Raw genomic sequence first — 26795 nt, 5'->3', positions numbered from 1 at the left:
GATGCCGAACCTTCTGTCCCGCCGCACCTTCCTACTCACAGGCGCGGCCCTCGGAGGCACCGCCCTCGTCGCCGCGGTCGGCGGCATCGGCTACCTCGCAACCGTCGACGTCGATGGGCTGTCGGGGCATGCCGAGGGCGAGCAAGCCGCCCTCAACGCCTTCCTGACGATCCACGACGACGGCCGGATCGTGGTGCAGGTCCCACGGGCCGAAATGGGTCAGGGCATTCACACGGGCCTGGCCATGCTGGTCGCGGAGGAACTCGACGTTCCCATGGACGACAGGCTGAGCGTGGTCTTCCCGACCGAACCGCATCCGGCCTACTCGACCTGGACGAACGTCCTGCAGGTCCGGCCGGAGGAGGCGAGCGGGCCGGTGGTGTGGTTGGCCCGGCGGGTGCTCGGGCAGCTCGGCTTCATTTCCACGGGCGCGTCGGGATCCACCATCGCGATGTGGCATCCGATGCGCGTCGCGGGCGCCTCGGCCCGGCACATGCTTCTCGAGGCTGGCGCCGCCCGTCTCGCCGTCCCGGTGGAGACCCTGACGACGGGCGACGGCTTCGTCCGTCACGCTGGCTCAGGGCGCAGCATCCCGTACGGCGAGCTCGCACGCGACGCCGCCGTGCTTGCGCCGCCCCACGACATCGTGCTCAAGCCCGCCGACCAATGGCGGCTGATCGGACGCTCGCAGCCGCGCGTCGACCTTCCCGCCAAGGTTCGCGGCGCGCCCGTGTTCGGCATGGACGTGGTTCTGCCGGACATGCTCCACGCCGCGATCCGACACGGGCCGGTCTTCGGCGCCGGGGTCGACCACGTGCGCAACGAGGCGGCGGTCCGCGCTCTGCCCGGCGTGATCGATCTTGCGGTCGTCGACGGTCGCCACGTCGCCATCGTCGCCGCTTCGTGGTGGCAGGCCGAACAGGCGGCTTGGCAGCTCGACGTCGCCTGGACCCGCACCGAGGCCGACGCGGTTTCGAGCCTCGACCTCTCGACGCGGCTTCTCGGCGCGCTCTCCGCGGACGATCCGCACGAGCATCTTCTCGAAGGCGACGTCGACATCGCGTTCGGTGACCCGTCCGCATCGCTCGTGGAAGCGGACTACCGCGTACCGTTCGTCGCCCATGCCTGCATGGAGCCGCTTAATGCCACCGTCGTCCTGCGCGCGGACGGGTCGGCCGAAGCCTGGGTCCCCTCGCAGGGGCCGCTCAGCATCCGGGTCGGCGTCGGCACGGGCATGGGCTGGGCGGGCACCGAGCCGACCTCGGTCACCTGCAACGTCACGATGAACGGCGGCGCGTTCGGCCGCCGCAGCGACCAGGACGTGGTCACCGAGGCGGCCTTCCTCGCCGCGCGGCATCCGGGACGGCCGGTCAAGCTGATCTGGTCCCGGGAGGAGGATATCGCGAGGGGCCTCTTCCGCAGCCATGCGGCGGCGAGGCTGCGCATGGCCCTCGGATCCGACGGGCTCCCCATCGCCTACGACGCCACGGTGGCGGCGCAATCGGTCATCCAGTCCGTCGCCGAGCGCAACCTGCCCATCAAGCCCGGGCCGGACGGCGACAGGCTGACGGTGGAGGGGCTGGAGAAGGCGCACTACGCCATTCCCGCGCGCCGGGTGCGCAGCCGGGACGTCGCGAGCCACATGCCGATCGGCCTGTGGCGATCGAACGGCTACTCCTTCAACACCTTCTTCGCCGAGAGCTTCATCGACGAATGCGCGGCCAAAGTCGGCGCGGATCCGCTGGCCTACCGACGCGCGCTCCTGCGCGACGATCCGCGTCATCTCGCGGTCCTCGACACGGTGGCCTCGCTCGCCGGTTGGGGAACCGCGATGGCACCGGGGCGCGGACGCGGGATCGCGATCGAGGCGTGCTATCGCAGCGTCATCGCACAGGTCGCCGAAGTCACGGTCGCCGCGGACGGCGAGGTCACGGTCGACCACGTGTTCTGCGCCATCGACGTGGGAACGGTGATCAATCCCGATGCCGTGGTCGCCCAGATGGAAGGCGGCATCGTCTTCGGCGTCACCACCGCTCTGATGAGCACGATCACGCTCGACGACGGCGCGGTGGTGGAGACGAACTTCCACGATTTCCCCGTCCAGCGCATCGCCAACGCGCCCCGGATCTCCGTTGCGCTCGTCGACAGCACGCTCGGGCCCGGCGGCGCGGGGGAGCCAGGCATCGTTCCGACCGCCGCCGCGATCGGCAACGCGATCTTCGCGGCGACCGGGCGGCGCCTGCGATCGCTCCCCTTCGCCACGACCGAGACCATCGGCGTGAGACGCACCCGCTCCGTCCTGAAGACGGACGCCGCCGCAACTTGAGCGTCCGCGATGTCCGGCGCCGCAGGCCGGGCGCGAACGCCTTCCCCTCTCTCCCCGAACCGACACCGCAGAAGGAGACGACGATGAGCAACCATTGGACCGCCAGGAACATGCCCTCGCAACGCGGCACCACCGCCGTCGTAACGGGAACCGGGGGCCTCGGCTTCGAGACGGCACTGGCATTGGCGCGAGCCGAAGCGGATGTCATCGTCGCGGGTCGCAATCCCGCCAAGGGATCGGACGCCGTCACGCGCATCCTGCGGATCGTGCCCGACGCCAAGGTCAGCTTCGAACCCCTCGACCTCGGCGATCTCGCCTCCGTCGCCCGGTTCGGTCGGCGTCTCTCCGACAGTCGAGACAGCATCGATGTGCTGATCAACAACGCCGGAGTCATGACGCCGCCGCACCGGCAGACCACGAGCGACGGGTTCGAGCTTCAGTTCGGGACCAACTATCTCGGACATTTCGCCCTGACGTCGCATCTGCTGCCCCTGCTTCGCAAGGGAAGCGATCCGCGCGTCGTGTCGCTCTCCAGCGTCGCGGCGCGCAGCGGCCGCATCGATTTCGCCGACCTCCAGGCCGAGCGCAGCTACAAGCCCATGGCGGTCTATGCGCAGTCGAAGCTCGCCTGCCTGATGTTCGCTCTCGAGCTTCAGCGGCGAAGCGACGAGGCCGGATGGGGCATCGCGAGCATCGCCGCCCATCCCGGCGTCTCGCGTACGGATCTTCTCCACAACGCGCCGGGCCGTCGCAGCCCGCAAGGCATCGTGCGCTCGCTCCTGCCCTTCCTGTTCCAGCCCGCCGCCCAGGGCGCCCTGCCCACCCTGTTCGCGGCGACCGCAACCGAGGTTCGTGGGGGCGGCTACTACGGTCCGCACAGGCTCGCCGAAACGCGCGGCTATCCCACGGAGGCGAAGTTGCCGACGGCCGCTCTTGCCGCTCACGTGGGCAAGCGACTCTGGGACGTCTCCGAGGATCTCATCGGCCTTCGCTTCGGTGGACCCGACGTCACGCCGCTGATCGCCTTCCTCACCATCCCAGAGCATGGGGGCTGAGCATGGATCCGCTCGCAAACCTCATGGCCTGCATCACGGTCTACGGATCGCTCGGCCTCTTCGCCTTCGGCCTTGCCGAGCGCTTCGTGCCGATCATGCCGTCCTACGGCATGCTGCTGGCAATCGGCATCTCCTCCGCGGAGGGTGCCTGGGCCCTGCCGACGGCTTTCGCCGCCACCACCCTCGGCAGCGCCTTGGGGTGCGCCGCGTGCTTCTATGCCGTGAGAGGCGTCGGCGAAGAGCGGTCGCTGCGCTTCCTCGAACGCGCCGGCGGATACCTTGGAATGCCGGGCGACCGGGTCGAGCGCCGCATCGCGGCCTATCGCCGGAACCGGACGGCGCTGGCCTTCTCGTTCCAGCTGCTTCCCACCGTGCGCCTGTTCGCCCCGACCTTCGCGGGCCTTCTGCCGGGCCGCTCGCTCGGCTTCCTCCTCGCATCGAGCGCCGGCATCGCGGTCTGGAACGGGCTCTTCATCGGCGCCGGCTTCCTGGCGTCCCATTCGGTGCGCGACGCGAACACCACGGTTCTGGCGCTCGTGGCTCTCGGCTGCCTCCTCGCAGCGCAGGCGACGATGTTTCTGAACGCGCGACGCCTTCCCGGCCGGCGCCGGACCGGCGGTGCGTCATGGTGAGCCCGTCGTCGGAGCGCTGGTGCGCCCGGTCCACCGAACCCACGGCCATGGCCGCCGCGATCCCCTACGCGACGCCGCCACGGCCGCTCGCGGACGCCTTCGGCTTCTTCCGGGCATGGCTGCAAGACCCGCTGCGGGTGGCCGCCGTCGCGCCGTCGAGCCAGGCCCTGGGTCGCCTCATCACCTCCGGCCTGTGCGAACGGACCGGACCTGTGGTCGAACTTGGACCCGGCACGGGCGTCTTCACGCGGGCTTTGCTCGAACGCGGCGTCAGACCGGAGGACCTCGTCCTCGTGGAGGCGCAACCGGACTTTGCCGAGGCGCTGCGGCTCCGGTTCCCGGATGTGCGCACGCTCTGCATGGATGCCGCGCGGCTGCGAACGCACGCACCGTTCTGTGATCGGCCCATCGGCGCGGTCGTGAGCGGATTGCCCGTGCTCTCCATGCCGCCGCGCCAGGTTCTGGCGATCCTGAAAGGGTCGTTCGACCGCATGGCACCGGACGGTGCGTTCCACCAGTTCACCTACGGGCCCCGGTGCCCGGTCCGCCCCGAGATCCTCGCACGCCTCGACCTCGAAGCAACGCGCGTCGGCCGGACGCTCGCCAACATCCCGCCGGCCGCCGTCTACCGGATCCGTCGCAAGGGGGCGCCACCGCATGACCGCGCATCGGAGCGTGTGTCGGCGTCGGAAAGCGCGGCTAGCGCGTAGCCTCGTGATCGCCTTCGTCCCGAACGCCGACGTACCGGGACCGCTCGCGCACGAAATCGACGAACGCGCGCATGGCCGCGCTGCTGTGGCGGCGGTTCGGATAGTAGAGGAACCAGCTCGGCAGGCTCGGGCTCCAGTCGGCCAGAAGCTCGACCAGCCTGCCGTCCGCCAGCGCGTCGCGGGCGTAGTCCTCGAAGACATGCGCGATCCCCTGGCCGGCGACGGCCGCCTGCAGCTCCTGTTGGGCGGAGCTGAGCGTCAGTCGTCCTTGTGGCTCGATCTCGAGGGATTCCCTGGCTTTCTCGAAGGCCCAGGTCGAAAGCGTCCCGCCGGGATAGCGGCGTCGGATGCAGTCGTGGAGAACGAGATCGGACGGCACCACGGGGCGATCGCGCCGGTTCACATAGTCCGGAGAGGCGACGATCGCGTAACGCAACGGCGGCCCGAGCGGCACCGCGATCATGTCCTGCGCCAGCTGCCGGCCGAACCGTACGCCCGCGTCGAACCCCTGCGCCACGATGTCGACGATGGCGGCGTCGCTGACGAGTTCGATGCTGACCTCGCGATACCGGTCCATGAACGCGAAGGCGAGCGGGCACAGGACGTGGTCCACCGCAGGCCCCGGCGCGTTGATGCGGATCTGGCCGGAGGGAACGTCGCGCAGCTGCCCGAGCTCGACCAGCGCATGGCGGACGTCCTCCAGCGCGGGCTGGAGGCGCTGCAGAAGGCGCTCGCCCGCTTCCGTCGGCGCGACGCTGCGCGTCGTCCGGTTGAGGAGCCGCAGTCCGAGCGACGCTTCGAGCGCATTCATCGTCTGGCTGATGACGGACGAGGAGACGCCGCGCTCCGCCGCCGCGGCGCGGAACCCTCCCGCACGCACGATGGCGGCAAAGACCTCCAGATGGTCGAGACGGACGGGGACCATTGCTCACCTCAGGCGATCAGCTTGCTCGTGTTTGATCGGCTTATCGAAACGGAGCCACTCCGTCACCCTGCCCTCCAGCCGCAGCGACCGAAGCGGTCGGTGCAGTGCGACCATTCCGCAGAGAGGAGCGACGAATGCTCACGATGAACAGACGCAGGATCATGCTGGGCGCCGTGGCCGGCACCGCCGGCGCCCTGGCCGGGGCGCCCTTCGCGCCGGCCGCGCTGGCGCAGGACGCCAGGCCGCCGGCCGGAAACGCCGGCCTCTATCGCTTCCGCATCGGCGAGATCGCCGCCACGGTCGTCAGCGACGGCGTGATCGGCGGGCCGCCGAGGGTCTATGCCGGCGATGCGCCGGAAGCGGAGCTGGAAGCCGTTCTGCGGCAGGCTTTCCTGCCGACCGACTTCATGACGCTGAACCTCAACACGCTCCTTCTCGAAACCGGCGGTCGCCGCATCCTCCTCGAGGCCGGCGCCGGAACGACGATGGGTCCGAACGGTGCCCGGCTGTTCGACAACCTGCGCGCCGCCGGCGTCTCGGCCGCGGACATCGATCTCGTCGTGATCTCGCACACCCATCCGGACCACGTCGGCAATCTCAGCACCGAGGCGGGCGAGCGGGCTTTCCCGAACGCCACGGTCATGGTGCCGCGCGCCGACTGGGCCTTCTTCGTCGAGAGCGAGCCGGACCTGTCCTACATGCCGGTCCCGCCGGAGTTCCGACAGCGCTTCGCCGCCAACATCAAGCGCAGCGTCGAGCCGGTGGCGCGCCATGTCGAGTTCTACGAGGCGGGCGCGGAGCTCGTGCCGGGACTGTCCACGATCGTGGCGGCCGGCCACACGCCGGGCATGGCGGCCTTCCTCGTCCAGTCCGGCAACGACCAGCTCCTTCTGACGGCCGACCTCGCCTACCATCCGGTGGTCAACATCGACCGGCCCTGGCGGCCGGGTCCCGACCGCGACGGCGAGACCGCTGCCGCCGCGCGCCGCCGCATCTTCGACCGGGCGGCCGCCGACTGCATGCTGGTCCTCGGCTTCCACTTCCCCTTCCCCGGTCTCGGCCGGATCCTGCGGACGGACACGGGCTACGCCTGGGTCCCCTCCGGTTGGCAGTTCTGAAAACGGGAGCGACGCGCGATGACGACGGATTCGCTGCGAATGGACAGGAGACGCTTCCTCGGCGCCGCCGCGGGAGCCGCGGCGGCAGGTGCCACGCTGGCGGGTGCGGGGCAGGCCGGCGCCCAGGCACCAGCGCCGGCGCGGGCGCCGGAGCAGGAAACCACCGAACCCGTGATCACACGGCGGATCGGGCGAACGGGTCGCGAGTTGGCCACCTTGGGGCTCGGCACGTTCCTGACCTTCGATCTCCTGCCGGGAGACCCGCGCGACCGCCTGCGCGACGTGGCGGCGCGCTTCGTCGCGGGCGGTGGCGGCGTCGTCGATACCTCGCCGCTCTACGGCTCGGCGGAGACGACGGTCGGCGCGATCCTCTCGGAAATGCCAGATGCCTCGGACGTCTTCCTCGCCAACAAGATCTGGGCCACCGGCGACTATCTCGGCGACACCGGACACGCGAGCGAAAGTCTCGAGCGCTCCCAGCTGCGCGTCTGGCGTTCCACCATCGACCTCATGCAATGCCACAGCCTGACCAACGCGCCCGTCGTCCTGCCGCTTCTCCAGGCGTGGCGGAGGGAAGGGTTGATCGGCCATGTCGGCGTCACGCATCACGAGTCCGGCTACCAGGACGACCTCGCCGCGATCGTGGAACGAGGCGAGGTCGACATGGTCCAGACGAACTATTCGATCTTCAACCGGACGGCGGAGGCGCGGCTCCTGCCCGCGGCGGCCGAACGGGGCGTCGGGGTCCTCGTCAACCTTCCTCTGGAGAAGGCGCGGCTGATGCATGTGACCAGGGGGCATCCGGTGCCGGACTTCGCTGCCGAGTTCGGCACGCGGAGCTGGGCCCAGTTCTTCCTGAAATGGGTCATCGCCCATCCGGCCGTGACGTGCGTTCTGTGCGGGACCTCCGACCCCGACCACATGAGCGACAATCTCGGCGCATTGCGCGGTGCCCTTCCCGGTGCGGCCATGCGGCAGCGAATGGTGCGCCACATGGAGACCATCCCCGGCTTCGACGCGATCGGATCCATGGCGTGGTATCCCGGAAAGGATGACCTCTACCGCGGGCAGATCCGTCAGGCGCAGGCCGCGGCCCGCGAACGCCTCGCAGACTGACGGCAGCCGCATCAGCGAGGGCACGCAGCCGAGGCGAGCGTGCCCGACCGGCTGGCGGACGCCGGGTGCAGCGCCTCAATCCTTTCGAGGCGTGGATGTCGCGGCGATCAGGGCAGCCCTCGCCGCTCTCACGTGACGGCGCATGGTGAATTCGGCGGCTTCCGCATCGCGCTCGGCGAGCGCTTCCATGATCCGCACGTGCTCCCGCCAGGCCACGAGACCACGTCCCTTCACCGACCCGTGTCGCGCCCGGCACAGCTTGAGCCGCGGGTAGAACTGGTCGCACAGAAGCTCCGTCAGCACCGGGTTGCCGCAGCCCCGGGCGACGCGGACATGGAAGTCGGTGTCGAAGTCCTGCTGCAGGTAGGGTCCCGCCGGATCGGCTTCCAACGCCCGACCATGCATGGCGACGATCTCCTGCAACTCGGCAATCTCGCGCTCGCTCATGCTCGCGGCCGCTAGCCGGCAGGCCATCGCCTCCAGGGCCTCGCGCACGTCGAGGATGGCAAGAAACTCATCGAGGCTCGGCGAGACGACGCGAACGCCCTGATTGGGCACATGCACCACGATGCCGCGTTCCTGAAGCCGACGGATCGCCTCGCGGACGGGTGCCCGGCTCACCTGCAGCTGATCGGCGAGCGCCGGCTCGCTCAGCTTCGCGCCTGGGGGAATATCGCCCTGCAGGATCGCGCGGCTGAGCTTCTCGTAGATCGACGCGGACTGGTTCGAACGCATGCGTCCTCGTGACGAAACCTCTCGGACAACGCAATCTGTCGACAAAGAACGCGAAACCCGACATTTCCCGGTTGCAATCCTACCGATCTTGCGAAACTCTGTCGACACTTCATCACGCATCGTTTGGGAGGACGGTTCGCAATGTCACATGCGCCTTGGTTGACGGCCCTTGCCCTTCTCGTTTCCGGAGCGGCGGCTGCGCAGGATTTCCAGCCCCGCAATCCGGAATGCATCGCACCGGCCGCGCCCGGCGGTGGCTTCGATCTCACCTGCCGCCTGACCTCGCAGAAGCTCAACGAACTCGGCATCGTGGAGCCGACGATCCGCACCACCAACATGCCGGGCGGCATCGGTGCAGTCGCCTACAACATGATCCAGGCGCAGCGTCGCACCGATCCCAACGTCATCGTCGCCGTCTCCACGGGCTCGTGGGTCAACCTCGCGCAGGGGAAGTTCGGCCGTTTCTCCGAGAACGACGTCCGCTGGCTCGGTGCCGTCGGCGCCGACTACGGGGTCCTGGCCGTGCGCAAGGACAGCCGCTTCAAGACGATGGAGGACTTCGTCGGCGCGCTGAAGGAGAACGTCTCGTCCGTGGCGATCGGTGCCGGCGGCACGGTCGGCAGCCAGGACTGGATGAAGCCCGCGTTGGTGGCCAAGGCGGCCGGCGTCGATCCCAAGGGGATGCGCTACCTGTCCTACGAGGGCGGCGGCGAAGCTCTTGCGGCGCTTCTCGGCGGCACGATCGAAGCCCTGCCGGGCGACGCGTCGGAAATGCTCGGCCAGCTCGAAGCCGGCGAGATCCGGGTTCTCGCCACCTTCTCGGCGGAGCGCCTGCCGGGCGCCTATGCCGACGTGCCCACAGCCAAGGAGGCAGGCTACGACGTGGAATGGCCGATCGTGCGCGGCTTCTACGCGCCTCCGGGCATCGAGGACGCGCAATACACCTATTGGACCGATGCGCTCACGAAGCTGAACGCCAACCCCGAATGGCAGAAGGCGCGCACCGAGCAGGGTCTCTTCGAATACGATCTCGTCGGGCCCGAGTTCGACGCGTTCGCCAAGAAGCGTACGCAGGATTTCCGGGCGCTGGCGGCCGAGGTCGGCCTGCCCACCAGCGGGAAGTGATCCCATGGCCGCGAGCGCGATCTTCGACCGCATCAGCGGGATCGTCGTCCTTCTCCTCGGACTTGGAGCCGTCTGGCACGGCGTCAGCCTCGAGGTCGCCTTCGCGGCCGATCCGGTGGGGCCGAAGGCCTTTCCGATCATCGTCGGCCTGATCCTCCTGGTCTGCGGCGCCTCCATCGTGCTGCGGCCCACGGCCATGACCTGGGAGGCCGGCGACTACGGCCGCATTGTCCTCGTCGCCGCCGCGTCCCTCGTCTACCCGTTCATCCTCGTGCCGCTGGGCTTCGTTCCCGCCACCGCCATCCTCGGCTTCCTGTGCGCGCTCGCGTTCAAGGGGCGGCCCGTGCCCGCGCTCGTCGGCGCGGTGGCGACGGCCGCCGTGATCTTTGCCTTGATCGACCTCGGGCTCGGCCTCGGCCTGCCGCGCGGCCCGCTGGGAATGTGAGACCATGGACGCTCTCGCTTCGCTCGCCTACGGCTTCTCCGTCGCGCTGACGCCGTTCAACCTTCTGCTGGCGCTCCTCGGCGCGGCGCTCGGCACCGCCGTCGGCGCCCTGCCGGGCATCGGGCCGATCAACTCGATCGTGCTCCTTCTGCCACTCTGCTATGCACTGGGCCTGCCGCCGGAAAGCGCGCTGATCCTCTTGGCCGGCATCTACTACGGCTCGGGCTACGGCGGGCGCATCTCGTCGATCCTTCTCAACATTCCCGGCGATCCCGGTCTCGTGATGACGACCGTGGACGGGTTCCCGCTGGCGCAGAAGGGGCGCGGTGCCGCGGCGCTCGCCATCAGCGGCATCGGCAGCTTCGTCGGCGGCACGCTGACGGTCGTACTGCTCACCTTCCTGGCCGTGCCGCTCGCCCGCATCGCGGTGACCTTCGGTCCGGCGGAATACGTCGCGCTGATGACGCTGTCCTTCACGCTTCTCGCCACGATCGGCGAGGCGCGGCCCGCCAAGACCTGGACCGCCATCGCCCTCGGCCTGCTGCTGGCGATGGTCGGCATCGACGGCGGCTCGGGGATCGAGCGCTTCACCTTCGGCTCGCTGGAGCTACTGGGCGGCATCGACTTCACGACGCTGACCATCGGCCTCTTCGCGGTGAGCGAGATCCTAGTCGTGGCCGAAGGACTGCGCTCCGGGACGGTGACGAACTATTCGGGCGGCGAGCGCTTGAAGTGGTCCGAGATCCGCACCTGCACGCCCGCCATGCTCCGGGCGACCGGCGTCGGCTTCTTCCTCGGCATCCTGCCGGCCACGGGCGCGGCGGTCTCCTCCGCGCTGGCCTACACGGTGGAGAAGCGCATCTCGGACAAGGGCACGTTCGGCAAGGGCGACATGCGCGGCCTTGCCTCGCCCGAGACCGCCGACAACGCCGCGCAGACCGCCTCCATGGTGCCGATGCTGGCGCTCGGCATTCCGGGCTCGGGCACGACCGCCGTGCTGCTTGGCGCGCTGATGATGTACTCGATCACTCCGGGGCCCCTTCTGTTCACGCAACGCCCGGAGATCGCCTGGGGCCTGATCGCGTCGATGTACATCGGCAACATCATGCTGCTGGTGCTCAACCTGCCGCTCGTCGGGCTCTTCGCCAGGCTGCTGCTCGTTCCATACTGGATCCTGTTTCCGGGCATCCTCGGCCTCAGCTTCGCCGGCGTCTACGCCGCGACCAACTCGCCGTTCGAGTTGGTGCTCACCGTGCTCCTCGGCATCCTCGCCTATGTCATGCGCAAGGTCGGCTTCCCGCTGATCCCGCTCCTCATCGCCTTCGTCCTGGCGCGCCTCTTCGAGGACAACCTGCGCCGGGCCATGTCGCTTTCGGACGGCGACCCCACCATCCTTCTCCAGTCTCCCGTCGCCGTCGTTATCTGGCTCGTGGCACTGGCCGTGCTGCTCGTCCCCGTGATCGCGCCACGCCTGCGCAAGCGCGTCGCGCACATGGCCGACAGCGAGACCTGACGTCCAAGGACCGCATTCCATGACCTATCTCGTCGCCGCCGACCTTCCCCGAGCCACCGCCGGCGCCCGCTTCCGCGCCCTCATCGATCGCCCGGAGATCCTGCGCATCCCGGGCGCGCACAACGGCCTCGCGTCGATCCAGGCGCGCGACGCCGGGTTCGAGGCGCTGTATCTTTCGGGCGCCGCGGTCAGCGCCTCGATGGGGCTGCCCGACCTCGGCATCCTCACCGTCGAGGACATGAGCTTCTTCATCCGCCAGATCGCGCGCGCCTCGGGCCTGCCGCTTCTGGCGGACGGCGACACCGGATACGGCGAGGCGCTGAACGTCATGCACATGGTCCGCTCCTTCGAGGACGCGGGCGCGGGGGCCGTGCAGATCGAGGACCAGCTCCTGCCGAAGAAGTGCGGCCATCTCAACGACAAGCAGCTGGCCGCGCCGACGGACATGGCGGCGAAGGTGAACGCCGCGCGGCGTGCCTCGCGCGACCTCGTGGTGATCGCGCGCACGGACGCCGCCGCGAGCGAGGGCATCGAGGGTGCCGTCGCGCGCGCCAAGCTCTATCTCGAAGCGGGCGCCGACGCGATCTTCCCGGAGGCGCTGACCTCGGTCGAGATGTTCCGCGAGGTCGCGGGCCGCCTGCCCGGCGTGAAACTTCTCGCCAACATGACGGAGTTCGGCCGCACCCCGGCCCTCACCGCGCAGGAGTTCCAAGACCTCGGCTACGCCATGGTGATCTGGCCGGTGACCTCGCTGCGCGTCGCGGCGAAGGCGCAAGGGGAACTCTACGCCCGTCTTGCGGCCGAGGGCACGCCGGCTTCGCTCCTCGATCGCATGCAGACACGCGCCGAGCTCTACGAGACCATCCGCTACTACGACTACGAGGCGCTGGACCGCACGATCGTCGCGACCGTCCTGCCCGCGTAAGACTGGGGCCACCCGGACCGCGTTCCACGCCGATAGGGAGCATCGACGATCATGCGCAACACCATCGCCTCGCTCGCCATCGCGGCGGCTCTCGGGTTCGGAACGGCACCGGCTCTCGCCGGGCAAACGGCAGCCAAGTCCACAGCCTCGATCCCGGCGGAGCTGAACTATCTCCTGTCCACCCCGCCGGGATACGAGTCCTCCAGCCAAGCCTTTCCGCTGATCGTCTGGCTGCACGGCGGCGACCAGGGCGGCAGCGATGTCGACAAGGTGCGATCGAGCGGACTTCCCGCGATGATCGAGGGCGGACGCGAGGTGCCCTACCTCGTCTTCTCGCCGCAGAACCCGAGCGAGGAACTGCTTTATCCCATCGAAACGGTGAAGGCGGCGCTGGACGAGGTCGTCGCCAGCCACCGCGTGGATCGATCCCGCATCGTCGTCATGGGCTACAGCCGGGGCGCCTTTGCGGCCTGGGCGATGGCCGAGCAGTATCCCGAGACGTTTGCCGCCGTCGTGCCGATCGCGGGCGGCGGCAACCGGCACTATCTCAACCGCACCGGCGAGACGACCGCCTTCTGGGTCTTCCACGGGACCGACGACGACGTCATTCCGCTGTCGGACTCGGTCGTGCTCTACGAGCGGCTGAAGGCCTTGAAGCGCAATGCCAGCCTGACCGTGTTCGAGAACACGAGCCACGAGGCGGTCGAGGCGGCGGCACTCGGCGATCCGGCCCTCTGGGACTGGCTCGCCGATCAGCGGCTGGAGGCGACGCCGTCCGCCACCGCCCAGTAGGTGCGCGGATCGGCATCGCGATCAAGGATCGAAGGGAACCGGCGATGGTGGTCACACCTGCACGATGGCGGTGTCGCCTCGCGAGCCTGGGAGGAACAAGATGCGTCGAATTCTGATGACCGCGAGCCTCGCGCTCCTGGCGGGCACCGCGGGTGCGCAGGAGACACCCGTCGTGAACGCCGGCACGCCCGCGCCCGACTGCACCGCGCGCGTCAACTACGATCGCAACGCCGATCTTCCCGGTTACCGCGACGCGGCCGGCATCTGCCAGCCCTTCATGCCGCTGAACCAGCTCGTGCCGGACGGCTATGCCGGCGACTTCTACACCGCGGAGTTCACCGACGCGAAGATCCGCGAACGCTGGTTGGCGTGTAAGGCGGACGAGGCCTGCGCTGCGGCGGCGCGCAGGGGCGCCAAGGGGTTTGCCCGCGTCGAGACGCGCGAAACCGGCACGGTCGGCACGAAGGGCCGGATCGATCCCGAAGGCGCGGTCGATCTCGCCGACATCCGCCGCCCGGCCGACTTCGGCAAGGCGCCCTACGGCGAGCCGATCGCGAGCGCCGATGATGAGGCCTTCGTGGTCGAGTTCACCGCGCCGCGCGATGCCTACGAGCGGGTCCACCTCAAGACCGACGGCGAGATCAAGCTGCGCGGCTGGTACATCCGAGGTGACGGCATTCCGAGCGGGAATGGCGGAGGTCAGCGTGCGCTGGTCGTGATGAACAACGGCGGCGGCAACGAGATCACCGCCCTGGACGATCCGAACTCCGCACCTGTCACCCGCGACGAAACGAGCGGCAAGTACGTCCTGAACGAAAAGCCGGACGGCCTGTCGGAAGAGCCCGGCATGCGCCACTGGCGCGGGTTCGCCCATGCTTTCCACGAAGCGGGCTTCGACGTCCTCGTCACCGATCGGCGCGGCAACGGCCTCTCGGGCGGGCAGAACGGCTTCAACACCGCCGAGCAGGCGGACGACATGGTGCGCGAGTTCGAGCAACTGGCGTCCGGCGAAGGCATGCGGGCGATGGGGCCGGACGGCAAGACCCTCGAAGGTGCGCCGGCGGCATCCGCCGTGATGGACGGCGCCGACATCGCGGCGATGCCGATCGTCCTCATGGGCTACTCGCGCGGCTCCTACGCCGTCGCCTATGCCATGCAGAAGAACTTCGTCGAGACATGCGACCGCGACATGCCCGATAGCGCCTGCGGCCCGGCGCTCGGCCGCGCCAACATCAAGGGCGCGATCCTCTACGGCCCGAACGCCGGCGGCCTCGGCACCCGCGTCAAAGGTCACGACATGATCGAGGCGGCGCTGCGCGAGGAGTTCTCGACGACGTATTATCCCGATGGCGAGGTTGCGGCGGGCGTCGCCCAATGGCCGGCGCTGCAGATCGTCAAGGGCACGTGGGACTATGTGGAGGGGCTGGAGGGAAGCCTCGACGCGCTGGACCGCGCGAAGGGCCTCAAGGACATCTTCGTCTTCCACGGCCCGCACCAGCTCGCGACGCAAGCCACCGAGAACATGACGCTCGCCGGCAAGCGCATGGCCGCGTTCGCGCTCGCCGCCGCAAAGGGCGACACCCGGATGGAGGGCGCGGCCGTTCCCGCCGACCTGCGCTCGCTCGTGCTCTCCGCTCCGCCGCACTGGGATACGACCACCAAGCCCTCGGATGCGCCGTAAGCCGCACGACGGGCCGCCTCCCCTTCGCTATGGTGGAACCACGGCTGTGAAGTCGGATCGGGTCATTTTCGGCGCGCGTGCAGGTCTTGGAACAGACGCGCGTCGAAAAGTTCGACGACTTCGGAATGACGCCGAGCGATGCTATCCGACGCTTGCCCGGGGGAGGAAGTTCACGACATGCGGGTCCGCCACACCCCGGTATCGACCAGGATGAAGCCCGGTGTACTTTCGGGACCGTGGCAACGGCTCAAAAGAGCGTTGCCCGACCATGCCGGTCCTCGTCGATTGCGTGACCTTTGCAGCCATCTGCGCCGGCTCGATCGGCACGATGATCCCGTCGGCATGGATTCCGGCGCGACAGCGGGACAGAGCATGAAGCCGGTACGGCTCTAGCGGCGGGTACCGTTCGTGCCGAAGGCCTGGTAGGCGATGGCGCCCGCGCCCGAAAGGCCCGAATTGTCGCCGAGCGCGGCCGTCACGACGGGCACGTCGCGGAACGGGGCGAGCGCGGCTCCCCGCATCGCGCGCAGGATGCCCGCCTCCAGCGCATTGAACTCGCTCGACATGCCGCCGCCGACGACGATCAGCTCTGGACTATAGAGGTGAAGAAGGTTGGCGAACCCGAGGCCGAGCATCGTCGCCTCCTCGGCGACGAGTTCGCAGGCCAGTTCGTCCCCATCGCGGGCGGCGGCGAAGACCTCCGGCCCCGTCAACGCCTCGTTCAAGCCGGAGAGCGCGCTGTCGGGGCGGTGCATCGAGAGGCGCCGCGCCCGCGCGAGAAAGGCGGTACCCGAGGCATAGGCCTCGAAGCAGCCGTGGTTGCCGCAGACGCAGAGCTCCCCGCCGTGCATCACCGTCATGTGGCCGATGTGGGTTGCCATTCCCTTGCGCCCACGCAGCACATGCCCGTCCACGACCGCACCGCCGCCGATGCCCGTCGAGACGGTGACGTAGACCATGTGCGATTTTCCGCGACCGGCTCCGAAGCGCCACTCGCCGATGGCGGCCGCGATCCCGTCATTCTCCAGTGCGACCGGTAGTCCGGCTGCCGCCTCCAGGTTTCGTGCGAGCGGGAAGTCCGTGAAGCCCGCGATCGTCGGGGTCGCCAACGCGATCCCCTTTTCGGCATCGAGCGGCCCGGGGGCGGAAAGCCCGATGCCCACGACCGGCCGCGTGCCGGCCGCTGCCGCCGCGTCGCGGCTCACCTGCGCGAGAGCCGCCACCACCGCGTCGGCGCCTTCGCGCGCCGGGGTCCGGCGAACCTGCCGGGCCAGGATCGCGCCTGCCTCGTCGACGAGCGCGCCGCGGATCTGCGTGCCCCCGAGATCCAGAGCCACGGCCAGGTTGGGCATCGCGGCGGCCTCCGTCAGAGCGAGTGGAGCCAGCGTGTGCGCTCCCGAAGATCGGGCGCGCCGAAAGCGAGGGAGCCGAGCACGACCGTCTGCGCTCCCGCCGCGCGCAATTCGGGAACCGTATGCTCGCGAATGCCGCCGTCCGCCGCCAGCACGATGCGCCGCTCCCGGCCTTGCGCCTCGATGAGGCGCTTCGCCTCCCGCAGTCGATCGCAGGCGGTCGGGTCGAGACCCTGCCCCTTCACGCCGATCGCGGTGCCGAGGAGCGTGACGAAGGACAGGCGCGGCAGAAAGGGCTCGATGCCTGCGACCGGCGTTTCGACGCGCAGGACCATGCCCGCCGCGACCCGCAGTGCCGCCAGTCGATCGAGCGCCGCCTCGGCGACCGTTCCGTTCTCCAGATGTATCGAGATGAGGTCGGCGCCCGCTTCGGCGAACTGCTCGATCTGCGACAGCACGATCGCGTCCGCCACCATCAGATGGACGTGTATCGGCTTCGTGGAGACCTTGCGCAGCCCGGCGACGAGGTCGGGGAAGAACAGGATGGCGGGGGCGAAGTGCCCATCCGCCACATCGACGTGGAGGATGTCGGCGTAGGGGTCGATCCGCGCCATGTCGTCGGCGAGGCGCACGAGATCGGCCGACCAGACGGAGTATTCGGCGACCAGTCTGTCGCTCGGCAGGTCCCGGATCCAGGACGGGGCCGCGGCGGCCGTCATCGCTGGAAGCCCTCGAGAAAGGCGGTGAGAGCGTCGTGGACGTCGGCCAGGTACGCGGGCTTGTCGACGGCCTTCGGCGTGACCGTCACGAGCCTCGCGCCGGGAATGAGCCCGGCCAAAGCGAGCGCATGGGCGTGAGGGTGGATCGCGTCGCGATCGTGTCCGATCACGAGCGTCGGCAGCCGCAGCGCCCACAGTTCGTCGTCCGCGACGCGCGGACCGTCGGCGGATATGGCCGTCAGGAGCGCCGCCGTGACGGCGACCGGCTCGCGCGAGAAGAAGCCGCGGAGCGAGGCCAGGTTGTCGGGCGCCTCCGACTCCAGCCGGCGTGCCGTCGCGCCGGCCATGAAGAGCGCCAGCGCCTCGGCGGGCGGATGGCTTGCGAGAAGGCGGCCGACTTCCGCGTTCGGCTCCATGTTGTCCGGCGCGGCAGCGGTGACCCAGGCGGGGCGTGCGATGACGAGGCCTCGCACGAGGTCCGGGCGGGTCACGGCCAGGCGAAGCGCGATGGCAGCGCCCATCGAAATGCCGCCAACGACGAGTGGCCCTCGCCCCTCGGCCTCGATCGCCGCGGCAAGGTCGTCGGTGAAGACGGGGATGGAGAAGCGCGACGGGTCGCCCGCCTGCGATCTGCCGTGCCCGCGCATCTCCAGCGTCAGGCGGCGGAAGCGCCGATCCGCCGGGAAGGCCTCGCGCGTCTGGCCCACGTCGCCGCAGAGCCCGTGCTGGAAGAACACGGGCAAGCCGTCGCCGCCGGCGTCGTCGAGATGCAGCGACAGGCCGTCGCGTTCGAAACCGCTCATGTCTCGACCGGGATCCCCGCCCGATCCAGGGCCGACAGGAGGAAGGAGGCCGCGCCCGGCGCTTCCTCGGCGGACAGCCCGTGGGCCACCAGGGCGCCTTGGAAACCCGCCTCACGGAGGCAGGCCAGATAATGCGGATAGTCAAGGACGCCTTTGCCGGCGGTGGTGAAGCCGCCGTCCGGCGTCCGGTCCTTGGCGTGGCCCATCACGATGCGGTCGGCGAGGAGATCGGTCGCCTGCGACACCAGCCGCCGCTGTTCGCGTAGCTCGGCCCGCTCGAACAGATTGGCGGGATCCAGCACGATCTTGAGGCGGGGGCTCTTCAGCGCGTCGATCAGGCGCCGCGCCTTTTCGGCGGAATCGACGACGTTGGCGAGTTCCGGCTCGATCCCGAGGTCCACGTCGTGCCGCTCGGCGATGGCAACGGCGATCTCCATCGCCTCGACGAGATCGCGCCAGGCATCGGGCAAGTGGTTGCCGGGGTGCTCGCGCCACTGGTCCTCGGGGTCACGCGTTCCGGTGCAGAGGGTGACGAGGCGCGTTCCCATCGCCGCGCAACGCGACGCCAGGACGTCGAGCCGCCGATGTCCGGCCTCGCGCACCGTGCGGTCGGGATGGATCATGTTGTAGGTACCGGACACGGCGACGATCTCGACGCCCGTAGTGCGCGACGCCCGGGCGACCGCGACCGTCGCGTTCGGCTCGATGGCCTCGGGCATGGCCGCGAGACCCGAACAGGCCATGTTGTACTGCGCGGCCGAGAAACCCGCCGCCTTCGCGGCAACGAGCACAGCCTCGGGCGTCGAGCCCGGGAAGGTCTTGGCGAAGATCCCGAGCTTCATCAGACGCCTCCCGTCACCTCGGCCAGGGTCACCCGCCGGCCCTCATCGACCGAGCGGGCGATCGCCACCATCGCGCGCACCGATGCCGTGCCGTCGTGAACGTCCGCGCCGGTCATTGGCGCCCCGTCGAGCACGGTGCGGGCGAAGCCCTCGACCTGTCGGCGGTAGAAATGCCCATCGGCGCCCAGAACCCGGTGGGTCGCGCCGTCCGCCTCGCGGAAGATGTCGACTTCCGAGGACTTGTAGTACCAGGGATTGAAGGTCTTCCCGAGGATCGAGCCGTTCTGCCCGTAGATCTGGAACCCCTCGTGCCAGTCCATGCGGACGGCGACGGTCAGGTCGAGATGGCCGAGCGTGCCGTTCGCGAACTCGACGTCCACGAACCAGCACCAGATGCCCGCGCGCTCCGACAGGCGCGCTTCGACCGAGACGATGTCGCCGGCGAAGTAGCGAACCGTATCGATGAGGTGGCAACCGTGCGCCAGCATGTAGTAGCGGCGCAGGTCCGCCTTCGGGTTGGCCGAGGGTTTGCGCGCGTTGGCGCTAGTGACGATCAGGGGCTGCACCGCGTCGGTCATGGGATAGCGATGCGTCGAGTCGCAGTACCAGGCCTTGAGCGCGACCAGTTCGCCCATCTCGGTATCGATGAAGGCCTTGGCTGCCTGGAGCCCGGCATCGTAGCGCTTCATGTGGCCGACCTGGAACACCCTGCCGGACGCCTCGACCGCCCGCGCGAGGTCGAACGCTTCCTTGACGGTCAGCCCGACCGGTTTCTCGCAAAGGACGTGTTTTCCGGCCTCGAGGGCTCGGATCGAGGCCGGAACGTGGAAGGCGTCCGCGGTCGCGATGATGACGGCCTCGACGTCGGTATCGGCGAGCATGGCGTCGTAATCGGCGAACGTCTTCGCGGCGCCATGCGTGACGGCCATCCGCTCGCGCAAGTCGTCGGCGACGTCGCAGATCGCGAAGAGGTCTGCATTGGCGGCCTTGGTGCAACTTTCGAAATGCGCGGCCTGGGCGATCTGGCCGGCGCCGAGGACACCGATGCGCAGGCGTCGCTGTTCCTTCTTGGGCATGGTGCGATTCCCACTTGTCGCTCCGCGCGCCCGAGGCGATACCGCTAGGCGCTTGGTTTGTTTGGGTTGAAAACAAACATGCCGACCGCTACCCGTCAAGGCGTCACGTCGGTGCCGCTCGAACACCCCGTGAGGGGTGAGGCGAAAGGAGATCGATCGATGTCGATGCCGCAGGCGGTCCGCCACATCAACGCCATGCGCGCGCTCGAGACGATCTTTCGCGCCGGCCCGATGAGCCGCGCGTCGCTGGCGCGGGCGCTCGGATTGACGCGCTCGACGGTGGGCAACATCGTGTCGGAACTGGTTGCCGAGGGATGGCTGGCAGAGAGCCCGCCGTCGCACGAGGCCGAGCGTTCGGCACGAACCGGCCGACCGGGGACGCTGGTGCGCCTGCGCGCCGGTCACGCGACGTTTCTGGGCGCGGACATCGCCGTCGGGCGGATCACAATCGTGGCGATCGACCTGGAGGCGCGGATCGTCGCTTCCCTTGCGGAGGACATCCGACCTGTCGAGGAGACGCCCGAGAGGACAACCGCGCGCGTCGTCGCCCTCATCCGCGACATCCTCGCGCGGCTTCCCGAAGGACGGCGACCGCGGGGCGTCTGCGTGACCGTGCCCGGCGCGGTGGACGATGCCGGCAACGTCCTCCACCTGCCCCTTCTCAGCTGGCGCGATGTGCCGCTGAAGGCATGGCTGCGCGACGCCCTTCCGGCAGCCGAGGCGATCCTCGTGGAGAACGACGCCAACGCCTTCGCCATGGCGGAGCGTTACCCCGCGCCGATCGCGTCCGCGTCATCGCTGTCGATCCACATCCTGATGGACGCCGGGCTCGGCGGGGCGATCGTCGTCGACGGGCGGCTGCAACGCGGCGAGCACGGCTTTGCCGGCGAGTTCGGGCACATCCCCTTGGGCGATCGCGGCTTCACCGACACGGTCGGGCTTCCCGGGTCCCTCGAAAGCTTCGTCGGGCGCGAGGCGGTTCTCGCGCGGCACCGCTTCCACGGTGGGAACGCGGCGACGCTGGACGAACTCGTCGCCCGAGTGAAGATGGGGGAAGCGGCAGCCCGTGCCACGCTGGAGGACTGGGCCGGCGCGTTCGGCCGTGCGCTGGCGACGCTGGCGGCGATATTCGATCCTGGCGAGATCGTCGTCGGCGGGTCCGTGGCCGTCCTGTTCGACCTCGCCCGTGAACCCGTCGACCGAGCCATGCGGAGCCAACTGATGCCGGGTCGCCCGGCCCCGCACCTGAAGCGATCGCAGTTGGGACCCGACGGCGTCGCCTACGGTGCGGCCACACTCCTCCATCGCGACGCGATGGCGGTACGGGACGACCTCGTCTTTGGCGCCGGGCTCGGAATCGGCGTCAATACGCTCGCTGGCGGGCACGACGCGGCTGGTCCCCGCCGACGGACGGGAAACCGGCGGACGCTCTGACGGATGACGTCATCGGCAGGCGCATGGATGTAGCTGGCGTTCAGGCGACCCGCTCGTCCCTGTCCGAACGCGCCGCGGCATCGGCTCCCGTCAGCATGGACTGATGAAGCAGGAACGCTGCGCCGAGCGCCGGACGGCCCTCGCCGGGTCGTGTCGCCTGGATCATCGGAACGGGATAGCCATCGATGAGGCTCGCCGCGACCTGCTGCCGGACCTCGACCGACACGGCGTCGAACACGGGAGCGACCGACCCACCGAGAATGATGCGCTGGGGTTGAAGGATCGAGGTCGCCGTTGCCAGTCCACGCGCCAACCACGTACCCCATTCCCGTGCCGTATCGAGCGCGTTCGCCTCTCCCCTTCCCAACGCGTCTAGGAACGCCGCGAGGGTGCGCGGGGTCGCGCCGCGGCGATGGGCATCGCGTGCCAGGATCGCATCCTTGCCGATGTAGCTCTCCCATCGCCCGGGCCGCCGGCCGTCGAAGAGGAAGCCTTCCCCGCCGACCGGAATGTGCCCGATCTCGCCGGCACCGCCGAGGAGACCGCGATGGAGGCGGCCGCCGTTGATGATGCCGCCGCCGACGCCGTTCTCCAGAAGGACGACCAGTACGTCCTCCGGTCCGTGGTCCTCGCCGGTCCAACGGTATGTCTCGGCCACGGCGAAGGCGTTGGCGTCGTTCTCAACCAGGAACGGGCGCTCGGCGCCGAACTCGTCGGACAGGAGGTCCGCCAGCGGGACGTCGTGCCACCCCAGCCCCGTCGCCTGGCATAGGCCGCCGGACGCGTCGGGAAATCCGGGAACGGCGACGCTGAAGCCATGAACTGTCGCGCCGGGGGGCAAACGCGAGGCCACGTCGCGGATGAGGTTTCGTGTCGCCTGCACCGTATCCGCCGGTTCCGACGACGCTCCCGCATGAGGGCGCTCGGCGCTGACGCAGACCTCGCCCGCGAGGTCGATGGCGAGCGCCTCGATCCTGTCGACACCGATCTCGGCTCCGATGAAGTAGGCTCCGCCGCTCCGGATCTCCACCGACACCCCGGGTCGGCCGACCCTCGAGCCGACATCCCCGAGCCCCGGTCGCTCCTGCACATGACCGCTGTCGATCAGGCTCTGTACGAGGTTCCCTGCGGTCGAGCGCGTGAGGTCCAGGATCCGCGCAAGCTCGGCGCGGGTCTGGGGACCATGACGGAACAAGGCGTTCAGTGTTCTTGCCTCGTTCACCTTGAAGGGGCTCGGCACGGCCACATCCTCTTTTGTTTAAGCAATCTACAAATCAACGCAACGCAATGCGAAAAGAAATCGAGTTTTCATTTCGCATCGCACAATTGCCGCGGAAGTCTTCCTGATTGACGATACTCACCAGTCGTGTTTGTTTTGACCATCGACAAAATAGCGGTCGGGTGAGAAATGGCAGTGCTTGCCCGTCTCGAGGGGATCGTGAAGGACTTCGGCGCGATCCGGGCGCTGAACGACGTCTCGCTCGACATCCACGAGGGCGAAGTGCTCGGCCTCATGGGAGACAACGGCGCCGGCAAGTCGACGCTGGTAAAGACCATTGCCGGAAACTTCCTTCCGACGGCCGGGACCTACCTCCTGGAGGGAAAACCGCTCCAGCTGACAGGCCCCTCCGACGCGCGGCGTCACGGCATCGAGGTCGTTTACCAGGACCTTGCGCTCTGCAACAACCTGTCGGCCGCCGCCAACGTCTTCCTCGGGCGCGAGCTGATGCGTCGCTGGGGGCCGTTCAAGGTCGTCGACAAGAAGCGCATGAACGCGCGGGCCGACGAGCTCTTCAAGGAACTGAAGTCCGAGACCCGTCCCGCCGACCTCGTAGCCCGCATGTCGGGTGGCCAGCGCCAGGCTGTCGCCATCGCCCGGACACGCCTCGCGAAGTCCAAGATCGTGCTCATGGACGAGCCCACGGCCGCGATCAGCGTGCGCCAGGTGGCGGAGGTCCTCGCGCTGATCCGCCGGATGCGGGATCAGGGTCTCGCGGTGATCCTCATCAGCCACCGGATGCCCGACGTCTTCGACGTCTGCGATCGCGTCGTCGTCATGCGCCGCGGGCGCAAGGTGGCCGACAAGCCGGTCGCCGACTCGAGCCCGGAGGAGGTCACCGGCCTCATCACGGGCGCCATCGCCTCAGCCTGACGGGTCGGAGAACACCATGGCCAGCTCTTCCGATCCCCACGGGATGAACATCGACCTCCTCGCCGCGCCCGAGCAGAGCTTCGTGCGGCGGCTGGGCGGCACCCAGGAGGCCTGGATCGCGCTCGCCATCGTGGCGCTCGGCATCGCCGTGTCGCTCGTCTCGCCGAAGTTCGCGACGTCGGGCAACCTTCTCAACGTCCTCCAGAACGCCTGCTTCATCGGCATCATGGCGCTGGGCATGACGCCCGTCATCGTGAGCGGCGGCATCGACATTTCGGTGGGGTCGATCCTCGGCCTCTGCGGCATCACGCTCGGCATCCTGCTCGTCGCGGGCTGGCCCCTGCCGATCGCCATTCCCGCCGTTCTCGCGCTCGGCGCGCTGTGCGGAACGTTCAACGGCGCGATCATCGCCTACCTCAAGCTGCCGCCCTTCGTGGTGACGCTGGCAACCCTCTCCATGGGGCGAAGCCTTGCGCTCGTGGTCAGCCAGAACACGGTGTTCTACGATTTCGGCCCATGGTCCGCCGCTCTTCTCGCCATCGGCGGCGGCAAGACGCTGGGGCTGCCCAACGTCATCTACGCCCTGGCTGCCGGCATCCTCGTCCTGCATTTCCTGCTGACCATGACCCGGTGGGGCCGCTACGTCTTCGCGGTCGGCGGCAACGAGGACGCGGCCCGGCTCTGCGGTATTCCCGTGGAGCTGGTGAAGGTCTCGACCTATGCCTTCAGCGGGTTGATGGCGGCGGTCACCGCCGTGTTCCTGGTCGGCTGGCTCGGCGCCGTCACCAACGCGATCGGCACCGGTTACGAGCTTCAGGTCATCGCCGCCACCGTGATCGGCGGGGCGAGCCTCGTCGGCGGCTTCGGAACGGCGATCGGTGCGGCGATCGGCGCCGTTCTCGTCGAGGTCATCCGCAACTCCCTGCTGATCGCGGGCGTCAACCCGTTCTGGCAGGGCTTCTTCGTGGGCAGCTTCATCCTCGGCGCTGTCCTGCTCGAAAGGATCCGCTCCTCGAGGAGATGAGGGGCGGCACAAGAAACCACAACGGGAGGAAACGGACTTGAGCACGACACAGCATCTGAAAGCCGCCATGGCCGCGGCCTGCCTCGCCGGAGCACTCGCAGCCCCCGCCCAGGCCGCCGAGCGCGAGTTCGCCCTGGTCTTCAAGGTCCTGAACAACGCCTTCAGCCCGCCGATCGACGCCGGCTGCAAGGCGGCCGCCGCCAAGCTCGGCGACGTCACCTGCACCTATCTCGGCCCGACGGAATACGACGAGGCCAAGCAGGTTCAGCTTGCGCAGGACGTCATCACGCGCGGCGTCGACGGCATCGGCATCTCCGCGGGCAATCCCAAGGCGATGGCCCGCATCCTCAAGATGGCGAACGACGCCGGCATTCCCGTCGTGACCTTCGACACCGACGTCCTTCCGGAAGATGCAGGACTGCGGGCGACCTACATCGGAACGGACAACTACGAGTTCGGCAAGGTGCTGGCGCAGAAGGTCATCGAGAGCGGAAAGAAGGGCGGCACCGTCTGCATCCAGTCCGGCGCCCCGGCCTCGGAGAACCTCAACGGCCGCATCCAGGGCATCCGCGACACGCTCGCCGGGACCACGAAGGACAAGCCCGCCGGTGTGCTGAAGGACACCAACGGCTGGACCGAACCGGCGGGATGCCCCGTCTACAACAACGACGACATCGCGCTCGCCGCCCAGCAGATCCGCGACGTGATGACGAGCAACCCCGAACTCGACGCGCTGATCGCGGTCGGCGGCTGGGCGCAGTACGCCCCGCAGGCCTACACGCAGGCGATGGAGCCGCTGAAGGCGCGTCTCGACAGCAAGCAGCTCGTCGTCGTGTTCGGCGACAACTTCGGGCCTCAGCTTCCGCTGCTTGCCCAGGGCCTCAGCCACTTCAACGTCGGCCAGCGACCCTACGACATGGGCTACGAGACCATCATGGCGCTCGACAAGCTGACGAAGAAGGAGCCTGTCCCGCCGATGATCATCACCGGGACCGAGGTCTGCACGCCGGAGAACGCGCAGACGACTTGCGGCAAGACGGCCAACTGACCCCCCGAGAAGACCGGCGCCCGGAGACATTCCGGGCGCCGCCTCTTTCGACGTGAAGGCTCGGCTCCGATGCGAGCGGGCGGAGAAAGCGACATGGCTCGGCGACTGCGCCTCGGGATGGTGGGAGGCGGAGAAGGCGGCTTCTTCGGCACGGCGCACAGGGCCGCGGCACGATTGACCGATCGCTTCGAACTCGTCGCCGGGGCCTTCTCCTCGGACGCGTCGAAGGCCGCACGGAGCGCCGAGGCGCTGCTCGTCGCGCCGGAACGAAGCTACGGAGACTTTCGCGCCATGGCCGAGGCGGAAGCCCGCCGCGACGACGGGATCGACGTCGTCTCCGTGGTGCTGCCGAACCACCTCCATCATGCCGCGGCCCGCGCCTTTCTCGAGAACGGCATTCACGTCGTCTGCGACAAGCCGGTCACCACAACGCTGGCCGACGCCCGAGACCTCGGCGACCTCGCAAGCCGCGCCGGCCTCCTCTTCGCCGTCACCTACACCAACGCCGGTTACGGCATCGTGCGGGACGCGCGGGAGATCGTGGCATCCGGCCGGCTCGGGGAGATCCGGGTCGTGAAGGTGGATTTTTCGCAAGGCTGGCTGTCGTCGCCGGTGGAGCGCGACGGCAACAAGCAGGCCGAATGGCGCACCGATCCCGCACGGAGCGGCGCCGGATGCCTTGCCGACATCGGAACCCATGCGTTCCACCTGGCCGAGTACGTCTCGGGACTGCAATGCCGGTCGCTCCTGGCCGTCGTCGACACCCTGGTCCCCGGCCGACGGGTCGACGACAACGCCGACCTGCTGCTTCGCTTCGACAACGGTGCCCGCGGCGGCATCTGGGTCAGCCAGGTCGCCACGGGACAGAGCGGCGGGCCTGTCCTGCGGATTTTCGGCACCCGCGGTGGCCTCCAGTGGAAGGGCGACGACCCCAACAGGCTTCTCGTCTCCGAGCTCGACGGACGCACGCAGATCGTCGAGAGGGCCGGACCGCAATCACGCAACCCGGGACGGCTGCCGCCCGGTCATCCCGAGGGGTTCGTCGAGGCGCTGTCGCGGATCTACGACGACGTGGCGGATCGCCTGATGCACCGGCATGACGCGGCCCCCGTCCGCTCGCCACAGGCGCCGATGCCCGACATCGCCGACGGCATCCGCGGGCTCATGATGGTCGAGGCCGCGCTGCGTTCCGGCGGAGACTGGATCGACCTGTAGTTCGCAACGGCACGCCGACTTGGCGGAACGCC

At 69.0% G+C, this 26795-nt stretch carries 25 protein-coding genes; 17 read left to right on the top strand and 8 right to left on the bottom strand.

Features of this window, described 5'->3' with window-relative positions; genetic code table 11:
- Nucleotide 1 precedes the first annotated feature (1 nt).
- The 4 genes from AUL34_RS05150 to AUL34_RS05135 all read left to right on the top strand — a co-directional run bounded on the left by AUL34_RS05150 (nt 2) and on the right by AUL34_RS05135 (nt 4723).
- Nucleotides 2-2326 carry a molybdopterin cofactor-binding domain-containing protein gene (locus AUL34_RS05150; protein WP_082653181.1) on the top strand — a complete coding sequence of 775 codons (2325 nt, stop codon included), beginning with the start codon at nt 2-4 and terminating at the stop codon, nt 2324-2326.
- A gap of 83 nt (nt 2327-2409) precedes the next feature.
- The gene (locus AUL34_RS05145) at nt 2410-3381 is read left to right on the top strand and encodes an SDR family oxidoreductase (protein ID WP_061931873.1); all 972 of its coding nucleotides are present in this window, start codon (nt 2410-2412) and stop codon (nt 3379-3381) included.
- A gap of 2 nt (nt 3382-3383) precedes the next feature.
- Nucleotides 3384-4013 (top strand): DedA family protein, encoded by a 630-nt coding sequence (locus tag AUL34_RS05140; RefSeq protein ID WP_061931871.1) that lies wholly within the window; start codon nt 3384-3386, stop codon nt 4011-4013.
- Between the two features lie 47 nt (nt 4014-4060).
- Entirely contained in the window at nt 4061-4723 is a 663-nt protein-coding gene (locus tag AUL34_RS05135) for a class I SAM-dependent methyltransferase (RefSeq protein WP_061931869.1), read from the top strand.
- Here the strand turns inward: AUL34_RS05135 and AUL34_RS05130 are convergent.
- Nucleotides 4713-5648, bottom strand: coding sequence for a LysR family transcriptional regulator (locus AUL34_RS05130; protein WP_061931868.1), 936 nt, complete (start codon nt 5646-5648; stop codon nt 4713-4715). The genes AUL34_RS05135 and AUL34_RS05130 overlap by 11 nt on opposite strands.
- 134 nt (nt 5649-5782) lie before the next feature.
- On the opposite strand from AUL34_RS05130, the gene AUL34_RS05125 reads away from it, so the two are divergent.
- Both AUL34_RS05125 and AUL34_RS05120 read left to right on the top strand, forming a co-directional pair.
- The gene (locus tag AUL34_RS05125; protein WP_061931865.1) at nt 5783-6766 is read left to right on the top strand and encodes an MBL fold metallo-hydrolase; all 984 of its coding nucleotides are present in this window, start codon (nt 5783-5785) and stop codon (nt 6764-6766) included.
- 18 nt (nt 6767-6784) lie between these two features.
- A complete protein-coding gene (locus tag AUL34_RS05120; RefSeq protein ID WP_061931864.1) occupies nt 6785-7882 on the top strand; it encodes an aldo/keto reductase in 1098 nt (365 codons plus the stop codon).
- Nucleotides 7883-7957: 75 nt separating this feature from the next.
- Here AUL34_RS05120 and AUL34_RS05115 read toward each other — a convergent pair whose 3' ends face one another.
- Entirely contained in the window at nt 7958-8617 is a 660-nt protein-coding gene (locus tag AUL34_RS05115) for a GntR family transcriptional regulator (protein ID WP_061931862.1), read from the bottom strand.
- A gap of 141 nt (nt 8618-8758) precedes the next feature.
- Between AUL34_RS05115 and AUL34_RS05110 the strand changes: the two genes are divergently transcribed.
- The 6 genes from AUL34_RS05110 (at nt 8759) to AUL34_RS05085 (ending at nt 15098) form a co-directional block, all read left to right on the top strand.
- Nucleotides 8759-9742 (top strand): tripartite tricarboxylate transporter substrate binding protein, encoded by a 984-nt coding sequence (locus AUL34_RS05110; RefSeq protein ID WP_061931860.1) that lies wholly within the window; start codon nt 8759-8761, stop codon nt 9740-9742.
- 4 nt (nt 9743-9746) lie between these two features.
- Nucleotides 9747-10187, top strand: a complete 441-nt coding sequence (locus tag AUL34_RS05105) for a tripartite tricarboxylate transporter TctB family protein (RefSeq protein WP_061931858.1) — start codon at nt 9747-9749, stop codon at nt 10185-10187.
- A 4-nt stretch (nt 10188-10191) separates the two neighbouring features.
- Nucleotides 10192-11700 carry a tripartite tricarboxylate transporter permease gene (locus AUL34_RS05100; protein WP_061931856.1) on the top strand — a complete coding sequence of 503 codons (1509 nt, stop codon included), beginning with the start codon at nt 10192-10194 and terminating at the stop codon, nt 11698-11700.
- Nucleotides 11701-11719: 19 nt separating this feature from the next.
- Entirely contained in the window at nt 11720-12625 is a 906-nt protein-coding gene (gene prpB / locus AUL34_RS05095) for a methylisocitrate lyase (RefSeq protein WP_061931854.1), read from the top strand.
- Nucleotides 12626-12676: 51 nt separating this feature from the next.
- Nucleotides 12677-13417 carry a prolyl oligopeptidase family serine peptidase gene (locus AUL34_RS05090; RefSeq protein ID WP_061931853.1) on the top strand — a complete coding sequence of 247 codons (741 nt, stop codon included), beginning with the start codon at nt 12677-12679 and terminating at the stop codon, nt 13415-13417.
- Between the two features lie 100 nt (nt 13418-13517).
- Nucleotides 13518-15098 carry an alpha/beta hydrolase gene (locus AUL34_RS05085; protein ID WP_061931851.1) on the top strand — a complete coding sequence of 527 codons (1581 nt, stop codon included), beginning with the start codon at nt 13518-13520 and terminating at the stop codon, nt 15096-15098.
- A 389-nt stretch (nt 15099-15487) separates the two neighbouring features.
- Here the strand turns inward: AUL34_RS05085 and AUL34_RS05080 are convergent, their stop codons facing one another.
- The 5 genes from AUL34_RS05080 to AUL34_RS05060 are packed head-to-tail and all read right to left on the bottom strand — an operon-like array spanning nt 15488 to nt 19890.
- Entirely contained in the window at nt 15488-16450 is a 963-nt protein-coding gene (locus tag AUL34_RS05080; RefSeq protein WP_061931849.1) for an ROK family protein, read from the bottom strand.
- A gap of 14 nt (nt 16451-16464) precedes the next feature.
- Entirely contained in the window at nt 16465-17169 is a 705-nt protein-coding gene (locus AUL34_RS05075; RefSeq protein ID WP_061931848.1) for a ribulose-phosphate 3-epimerase, read from the bottom strand.
- On the bottom strand, nt 17166-17972 hold the full coding sequence (locus AUL34_RS05070; protein WP_061931846.1) for an alpha/beta fold hydrolase: 807 nt from the start codon (nt 17970-17972) through the stop codon (nt 17166-17168). Before AUL34_RS05070 ends, AUL34_RS05075 begins: the two co-directional genes overlap by 4 nt.
- Complete coding sequence (locus AUL34_RS05065; RefSeq protein ID WP_061931844.1) at nt 17969-18814, bottom strand: sugar phosphate isomerase/epimerase; 846 nt, start codon at nt 18812-18814, stop codon at nt 17969-17971. The genes AUL34_RS05070 and AUL34_RS05065 overlap by 4 nt, the downstream gene beginning before the upstream one ends.
- Nucleotides 18814-19890 carry a Gfo/Idh/MocA family protein gene (locus tag AUL34_RS05060; protein ID WP_061931842.1) on the bottom strand — a complete coding sequence of 359 codons (1077 nt, stop codon included), beginning with the start codon at nt 19888-19890 and terminating at the stop codon, nt 18814-18816. Before AUL34_RS05060 ends, AUL34_RS05065 begins: the two co-directional genes overlap by 1 nt.
- Before the next feature lie 159 nt (nt 19891-20049).
- Here AUL34_RS05060 and AUL34_RS05055 point away from each other — a divergent pair, with 159 nt between their 5' ends.
- Nucleotides 20050-21324, top strand: a complete 1275-nt coding sequence (locus AUL34_RS05055; RefSeq protein ID WP_061931840.1) for an ROK family transcriptional regulator — start codon at nt 20050-20052, stop codon at nt 21322-21324.
- 40 nt (nt 21325-21364) lie between these two features.
- On the opposite strand, the gene AUL34_RS05050 is transcribed toward AUL34_RS05055, so the two are convergent.
- Nucleotides 21365-22564, bottom strand: coding sequence for an ROK family transcriptional regulator (locus tag AUL34_RS05050; protein WP_192845687.1), 1200 nt, complete (start codon nt 22562-22564; stop codon nt 21365-21367).
- Nucleotides 22565-22732: 168 nt separating this feature from the next.
- On the opposite strand from AUL34_RS05050, the gene AUL34_RS05045 reads away from it, so the two are divergent.
- From AUL34_RS05045 to AUL34_RS05030, 4 genes are all read left to right on the top strand, one after another.
- Nucleotides 22733-23476 (top strand): ATP-binding cassette domain-containing protein, encoded by a 744-nt coding sequence (locus AUL34_RS05045; protein ID WP_061931836.1) that lies wholly within the window; start codon nt 22733-22735, stop codon nt 23474-23476.
- Between the two features lie 43 nt (nt 23477-23519).
- Nucleotides 23520-24500, top strand: coding sequence for an ABC transporter permease (locus AUL34_RS05040; protein ID WP_061931833.1), 981 nt, complete (start codon nt 23520-23522; stop codon nt 24498-24500).
- A gap of 67 nt (nt 24501-24567) precedes the next feature.
- Nucleotides 24568-25548, top strand: a complete 981-nt coding sequence (locus tag AUL34_RS05035; RefSeq protein WP_061932242.1) for a sugar-binding protein — start codon at nt 24568-24570, stop codon at nt 25546-25548.
- Nucleotides 25549-25641: 93 nt separating this feature from the next.
- Entirely contained in the window at nt 25642-26763 is a 1122-nt protein-coding gene (locus AUL34_RS05030; RefSeq protein WP_244492450.1) for a Gfo/Idh/MocA family protein, read from the top strand.
- The last annotated feature ends 32 nt before the right edge of the window (nt 26764-26795 follow it).

This window comes from Aureimonas sp. AU22 (assembly GCF_001463745.1).
GTDB lineage: Bacteria > Pseudomonadota > Alphaproteobacteria > Rhizobiales > Rhizobiaceae > Aureimonas.
Note: the sequence above shows the minus strand (reverse complement) of the source record. Positions and strands in the feature narration are given on the sequence as shown.